The 5,424-nt window shown below is 64.7% G+C and carries 9 protein-coding genes; 3 read left to right on the top strand and 6 right to left on the bottom strand.

Translation table 11 applies throughout. The features are described 5' to 3' along the window. On the top strand, positions 1 to 379 hold a 379-nt coding region (locus Q0693_RS08420), incomplete at its 5' end, for an adenine phosphoribosyltransferase (RefSeq protein ID WP_298630697.1). On the opposite strand, the gene Q0693_RS08415 is transcribed toward Q0693_RS08420, so the two are convergent. Together Q0693_RS08415 and Q0693_RS08410 are read right to left on the bottom strand one after the other, a co-directional pair. Further along, complete coding sequence (locus Q0693_RS08415; protein ID WP_298630695.1) at positions 351 to 1,001, bottom strand: HAD family phosphatase; 651 nt, start codon at positions 999 to 1,001, stop codon at positions 351 to 353. The two genes, Q0693_RS08420 and Q0693_RS08415, sit on opposite strands and share 29 nt — an antisense overlap. A gap of 37 nt (positions 1,002 to 1,038) precedes the next feature. Next, positions 1,039 to 1,560 (bottom strand): 5-formyltetrahydrofolate cyclo-ligase, encoded by a 522-nt coding sequence (locus Q0693_RS08410; protein ID WP_243030231.1) that lies wholly within the window; start codon positions 1,558 to 1,560, stop codon positions 1,039 to 1,041. A gap of 75 nt (positions 1,561 to 1,635) precedes the next feature. Here Q0693_RS08410 and Q0693_RS08405 point away from each other — a divergent pair, with 75 nt between their 5' ends. Next, on the top strand, positions 1,636 to 1,875 hold the full coding sequence (locus Q0693_RS08405) for an FmdB family transcriptional regulator (RefSeq protein ID WP_243030232.1): 240 nt from the start codon (positions 1,636 to 1,638) through the stop codon (positions 1,873 to 1,875). Between the two features lie 31 nt (positions 1,876 to 1,906). Here Q0693_RS08405 and Q0693_RS08400 read toward each other — a convergent pair whose 3' ends face one another. Genes Q0693_RS08400 through Q0693_RS08385 form a run of 4 tightly spaced genes read right to left on the bottom strand, consistent with a single transcriptional unit; the run spans position 1,907 to position 4,181 of the window. After that, positions 1,907 to 2,356 carry a DUF192 domain-containing protein gene (locus Q0693_RS08400; protein WP_298630692.1) on the bottom strand — a complete coding sequence of 150 codons (450 nt, stop codon included), beginning with the start codon at positions 2,354 to 2,356 and terminating at the stop codon, positions 1,907 to 1,909. Further along, positions 2,356 to 2,823: a DUF192 domain-containing protein gene (locus Q0693_RS08395; protein WP_298630690.1), complete on the bottom strand. Its 468-nt coding sequence runs from the start codon at positions 2,821 to 2,823 to the stop codon at positions 2,356 to 2,358. The genes Q0693_RS08400 and Q0693_RS08395 overlap by 1 nt, the downstream gene beginning before the upstream one ends. A 33-nt stretch (positions 2,824 to 2,856) precedes the next feature. Beyond that, positions 2,857 to 3,456, bottom strand: a complete 600-nt coding sequence (tmk, locus tag Q0693_RS08390) for a dTMP kinase (RefSeq protein ID WP_298630688.1) — start codon at positions 3,454 to 3,456, stop codon at positions 2,857 to 2,859. Then, positions 3,453 to 4,181 carry a Nif3-like dinuclear metal center hexameric protein gene (locus Q0693_RS08385; RefSeq protein WP_243030236.1) on the bottom strand — a complete coding sequence of 243 codons (729 nt, stop codon included), beginning with the start codon at positions 4,179 to 4,181 and terminating at the stop codon, positions 3,453 to 3,455. The genes tmk and Q0693_RS08385 overlap by 4 nt, the downstream gene beginning before the upstream one ends. 65 nt (positions 4,182 to 4,246) lie before the next feature. Between Q0693_RS08385 and Q0693_RS08380 the strand changes: the two genes are divergently transcribed. Further along, positions 4,247 to 5,424: S9 family peptidase (locus tag Q0693_RS08380; RefSeq protein WP_298630685.1), on the top strand; the 1,178-nt coding region annotated here is incomplete at its 3' end.

Below are 5,424 nucleotides of genomic sequence, written 5' to 3'. Positions count from 1 at the left end.
TGCGGGCACGGAGGTGCTTTTTACCACGGAAACCAGCCCCATTCCCCTCACCCATGTGCTGGCGGAGGAGATGGGCCTGCCCTATGTGGTGGCCAGAAGGCGCCGCCGCCCCTATATGGAGGATCCCATCATCCAGGAGGTGCAAACCCTGACTCTGGGGGTGGGGGAGGTGCTCTGGCTGGACCGGCGTTTTGCTGAAAAGCTTCTCAACCAGAAGGTGACCCTGGTCTCCGATGTGGTGGCAAGCGGCGAAACCATGAAGGCCATGGAGCGGATGGTGCTCCGGGCGGGAGGGCATGTGGTGGGGCGGCTTGCCGTCTTCCGCCAGGGGGCTTCGGCCTCCGATGTGGCTACGGTGGCGGAGCTTCCCGTTCTTTAGGCGTTTGGAACCCTAGGGGGGTATAGACCTCAGCCTGCAGGCCTAGCCTGCGGGCCGCTTCCACGTTTTCCGGATCGTCGTCCAGATAAAGGGTATCCTCGGGGGCTAGGCCCAGGCCCTTTAGGGCCATCTGAAACGCCCTAGGGTCAGGCTTGGCTACCCCCAGGGAGCAGGAGGCGAAGAAGCCATCCACGTACCGGTCTAGGCCATGATAGGCCAGGCTCTCCCAAAGGCTTGGCAGGGTGTTGGAGAGGACGCCCACCTTGAGCCCTCGTTCTTTCAGATTCCGGAGCAGGGCTTCCGCCCCCGGGGCTTTGCGCATGAAGTGGTAATAGCGCCAGGAGAGGAGCTCTGCGGATAAGGGGGTTTTAGCGGAACCGGAAAGCCCAAGCCCCTCGGCCACCTTCTGGGCCAGGACGTTCCAGAAAGCGGCTTCCTCCTCGAGGGTCCGCACCCTTAGGGTACGGACCGCTTCGTTGACCTCCCGCACCGCCCAGGCCAGGACGGCCAAGGTTTTGTCAAGCCCGGCTCCATGGAGGGAAAGCTCCAGGGCTCTCTTGTAAAGGGCTTCCTCGTCCATCAGGAGCAGAACCCCGTCCCGGTCCAGAAGGGCTCCTTGCATGGGCCTAAGTGTAGCATCCCCAGGCTTGACCCATGGGTCATCCCACCGGATGTACCCCCTCCTCCGTGGCCAAGGAGCCTACCGGCACATCCCAAGGGTCCCGGGGGAGGCGAGGAAACAGAAGGGCCTTGGGGATCACTCCCAGCTTCTCGGCCCGGATCGTGGCCAGGAAGCGGTCATAGTACCCCTTGCCGTGCCCCAGGCGGTAGCCTTCCTGGTCAAAGGCTAACCCAGGAACCACCACCAGCTCCAGGACCTCAGGGTCCACCGGCTGGGTGGTGGGTTCCAAAAGGCCGAAGGGCCCGGGGGCCAAGGGGCCCAGGGGGTGTACCGTGAGCCCCAGGCCGGCCACCTTGGGCAGGTAGTAGCGGGCAGGGTAAAGCTGGGTGAGGGAAAGGAGGTTGAGCTCGTGGGGCAGGGGATGGTAAAGGAGGATCTCCTGGAAGCCCCGCCCCTTCAGCCAAGGCACCAGGGTCTCCGCCACCTGCCGGGAAAGGCTCTCTCGGTCCAGGGTCCGCCAAAGGCGAAGGCAGTGGCGGCGCAGGCTGGGCTTGTCCACGGGGGAAGGGTACCATTCCCCCCTCTTGACACTCAAGCTAGTTGAGTGTCAAAATGGGCAAACAGGAGGGTGGGTATGCCGGTTTACGTCTACAAGGGCTTGGAGACGGGTAACTACTACGAGTTTGAACAGGGCTTCCACGATGAGCCTCTTAAGGCGCACCCGGAGACCGGGGAGCCCTTGAAGCGGGTTATCACCCCACCCGCCATCATCTTCAAGGGTTCGGGGTGGCACGTGAAGGATTACGCCAAGAAGGATTCCTCTTCCAAAGCGGAAGGTGGGGAGTCCACGAGCGGCGGCAAGGATAGCGACTAAGGGCCTTGGGAATGGGTCGGGATAAGACGGTTTAGGGAAGCACCCGATCCCCTGGTTCCAGCCTCAACACCCCGCTTCGGACCTCTAAAAGCCCCCGGTAGGCGAGGCCGGGGGCGTAGCTCTTTCCTGGCTCCAGCTGGACCACCTGCAGCACCCGGCCATGGGCATCCAGGAAGGCCAGGAGCACGGGAAAACGGTAGCCTTCGGTGCTAAAAGGGGCGTCGGTGGCCTCGGGGAAGAGGTAGAGGAGGGCCTCCAAGTCCTCGCCCCGCACCCCCAGGCCTCGGCGCCAGGCCTCGGGGGTGCGGGCTAGGCGGGCCTTCAAGGTGTGGGTGCCCCCTTTCGTTTCCACCACGATCCGTTGGGGGGGAGGGGGGGTCTGGAGCCTTCGGGCTGCCAGCATGTACCCCAGGAAGGAGACCACGGAAAGCCCGATGATCAGGATGAAGGCGGCGATGGGGAGAAAGGGATTCCGTTCCACTATCGGGGCCAGAACTTCAGGGCCTCGCCGCCCACCCGGGCCCCGGGGGTGAGGCCTCTTTTGTGGAACCAGCCTTGGTTCACCTCGAGGGCCCCTTGGTAGACCACCCCAGGGTAGTACACGGGGCAGGGATCCTTGGGGCAGGGTTCCATGTCCAGGATGCGCAGGATGACCCCCTGCCGGTCAAAGAAGGCGATGGAAAGGGGAATGAGGGTGTTTTTCATCCAGAAGCCCCCGGCCGTGGGGGTGGGGAAGAGGAAAACCATGCCCTCGTCCTCCCCCAGGCTTTTGCGGAACATGAGGCCCTGGGCCTGGCGCTCCGGGGTGTCGGCCACCTCCACCTTGAGGACGTGGCGCCTTCCCCCTTGCTCCACGTAAAGGGTGCTCTTGGGAAAGGATAGGCCCTGGGCCAGGGCCACCAGCCCCAGGACCCAGGGGGCCAGCCACCGGGCGGGAAGGATGCGCATAGGATCATTATGGCAGATGGAGATGCCCTTCCCTCAGGGGAAGAGCTGGGGGATGCTGGACCGGATGGCCGCTTGCACCTCCGCCACCGGCCGGGTGGCGTCCACCACCCGGAAGCGCTCGGGCTCCGCTTCCGCCAGCCTCAGGTAGCCTTCCCTGACCCGCCGGAAGAACTCCAGCCCCGTCCTTTCCAGGCGGTCGGGGGTGGCTACCCGCCCAAGGGCCTCCTCCGGGGGCAGGTCCAGGAGGAAGGTGAGGCGGGGTTTCAGGTCCAAGGTGGCCCGCCTGGCCACCTCTAGAAGCCAAGGGAGGGGAAGGCCATGGCCATAGCCCTGGTAGGCCAGGCTGGAGTCCAAGTAGCGGTCGGATATAACCCAGTAACCCTCTTCCAGGGCGGGAAGGATGACCTTGCGCACGTGTTCCGCCCGGTCGGCGCTGAAGAGGAGGTACTCGGCTTCCGGAGAGAGGGCCTCTCCCTCTAGGAGAAGGTCCCGCACCCCCTTAAGCCCCCCGCCGGGCTCCCAGGTCAGGCGGACCCGGATGCCTTTCTCCCTTAGGAACCGGGCCAGGAGCCGGGCCTGGGTGGTCTTACCCGAGCCGTCCAGGCCCTCGAGGGTGAGGAAAAAGCCCTTCATAGCCCCGTGGGATGGTCCAGGAAAACCCAGGGTAGGCCAAAGCGGGCTTCCAGGTGCTGGGCCAGGGCCTTGACCCCGAAGACCTCGGTGTCGTAGTGGCCGGCGTAGATGACGTTAAGGCCCCGCTCAAAGGTTTCGTGAAAGACGCTGTGCTTGGGTTCCCCGGTGATGAAGAGTTCCGTGTGCACCTGGCCTATCAGGCTGGCCGCCCCGCCGGATACGATGGTTACCGTCTCCACCAGGCCTTTGCCCCCTTGATGGACCAAGGGCTGCATCCCGGTGAGTTGCCCCAGCATGTCCGCCACCTGGGCCAAGGGGGTGGGCAGGGGAAAGCGGCCCTTTACCCCCACGTCAAAGGGTTCCAGCTCCACCAGACCCAGAGCCCGGGCCAGCTGGTGGTTGTTGCCCACCTCGGGGTGAGCGTCTAGGGGAAGGTGGGCGGCGTAGAGGTTGATCCCTCCCTGGAGGAGGAGCTCCAGCCGGCGCTTGTGGTGGCCCACGATGGGGAAGGGTTTTCCCCAGAAAAGGCCGTGGTGGACCAGGAGGAAGTCCACTCCCTCCTCCCTGGCCTTTTGGAAGATGGCCTCGGCGGCGTCCACCGCCGCCCCAACCTTTCGCACCTCCTTCTTCCCCTCCACCTGCAGGCCGTTTAGCGAGGCATCCTGGGGGAAGTCCCCTAGGCGCAGGTACGTGTCCAGGTAGCGCACCAGCTCGTCCCGGTCCATGGCGCCCAGCTTACCGGAAAGGCGGGCCTGGGGACAGGCGAATGACCGGTCAGTATTATGGGGGTATGGCACCGGAAATCCTCCTTAAGCTCCGTTTCCTGTCGGACCTTACCCCTGGCCCTGAGGGCTTTCCCCTTTTCCTCCTTACCGACGTCCAGGAGGGGGACCCTCCCCGCTACCGTTCGCGGCTGGCCCTTTTTGACGGGGCCTTGCGCTTTCTCACCCAGGAGGAGGCCAAAAAGCCCCGCTATGCCCATCCTTACGTCTACTTCCTGCGCAAGGTGGGGGAGGTCCAGGAGCTTTTCCGCCTGGACCTAAGGGGTGGGGAGGCGGAGAGGCTTACGGAAACCCCGGGGGTCTTGGACTACGCCCTGGGTCCTGAAGGGGAGGTGTTTTTCCTGGCTCTGAAGGAGGCTCCCAAGCCGGGAAGCCCCCGCATGTACGAGGGATGGCCCTTCAAGTTTGATGGCCGGGGCCTCCTGCCCGAGGGGAATGTGGCCCTTTATGCCCTCGAGGGGGGTCAGAAGCAGCTTCTATTGGACCGCTTTCCCGCTCCCAAGGAAATGGTGCCCTCCCCCGAGGGACTTTACCTGGTGATGGCCGAGGATGTGCAGGCCCAGGCGGAGTGGCGGGACACCCTATACCGCCTTAGGGATGGGTCGCTGGAGAAGGTTTACGGGGGCTTTGGCCCCATCTTCGCCCTGGAGTGGAGCCCGGAAGGGCTCTTCTTCCTAGGGCACGCCTTTGAGCGGGGTGGGGGTACGGAGGCCCGGCTTTACCACCTACGTGGGGGCCAAGCCCGGGTCCTTCTTGAGGGGAGCCTACACAACTCCCTCAACTCGGATCTCCGCTTTGGCGCCCACCCCCAAGGACCTAAGTGGGGTGGGGACGGGGTTTATGTCGTGCGCACCGAGGAGGGGATGGCCCGGCTTTACCGGGTCGGGCTAGAGGGAAAGGCTGAGGTGGTGGCCGCGGAAGGTAGCGTTCTTTCCTTCGCCATAACCGAGCGGGGCCTCTTTTTCCTTACCGAGGACTTCACCCGTCCGGCCCGCCTCGAGGGGCCCCTGGGCCTCTTTGACCCCAACGAGGGCGTTATCTCCCCCTTGGCCGAGCCCGTGTACACCCAGTGGCCAAGCCCCGAGGGGCACCGGGTTCCGGGCTGGGTGTTGCTTCCGCAAGGGGAGGGTCCCCATCCGCTGATCCTCTACATCCACGGGGGGCCCCACACCGCCTTTGGCCGGGC

This window comes from uncultured Thermus sp., from assembly GCF_938010445.1.
Taxonomy (GTDB): Bacteria; Deinococcota; Deinococci; order Deinococcales; family Thermaceae; genus Thermus; species Thermus altitudinis.
This window is presented reverse-complemented; position numbering and strand designations above follow the sequence as displayed.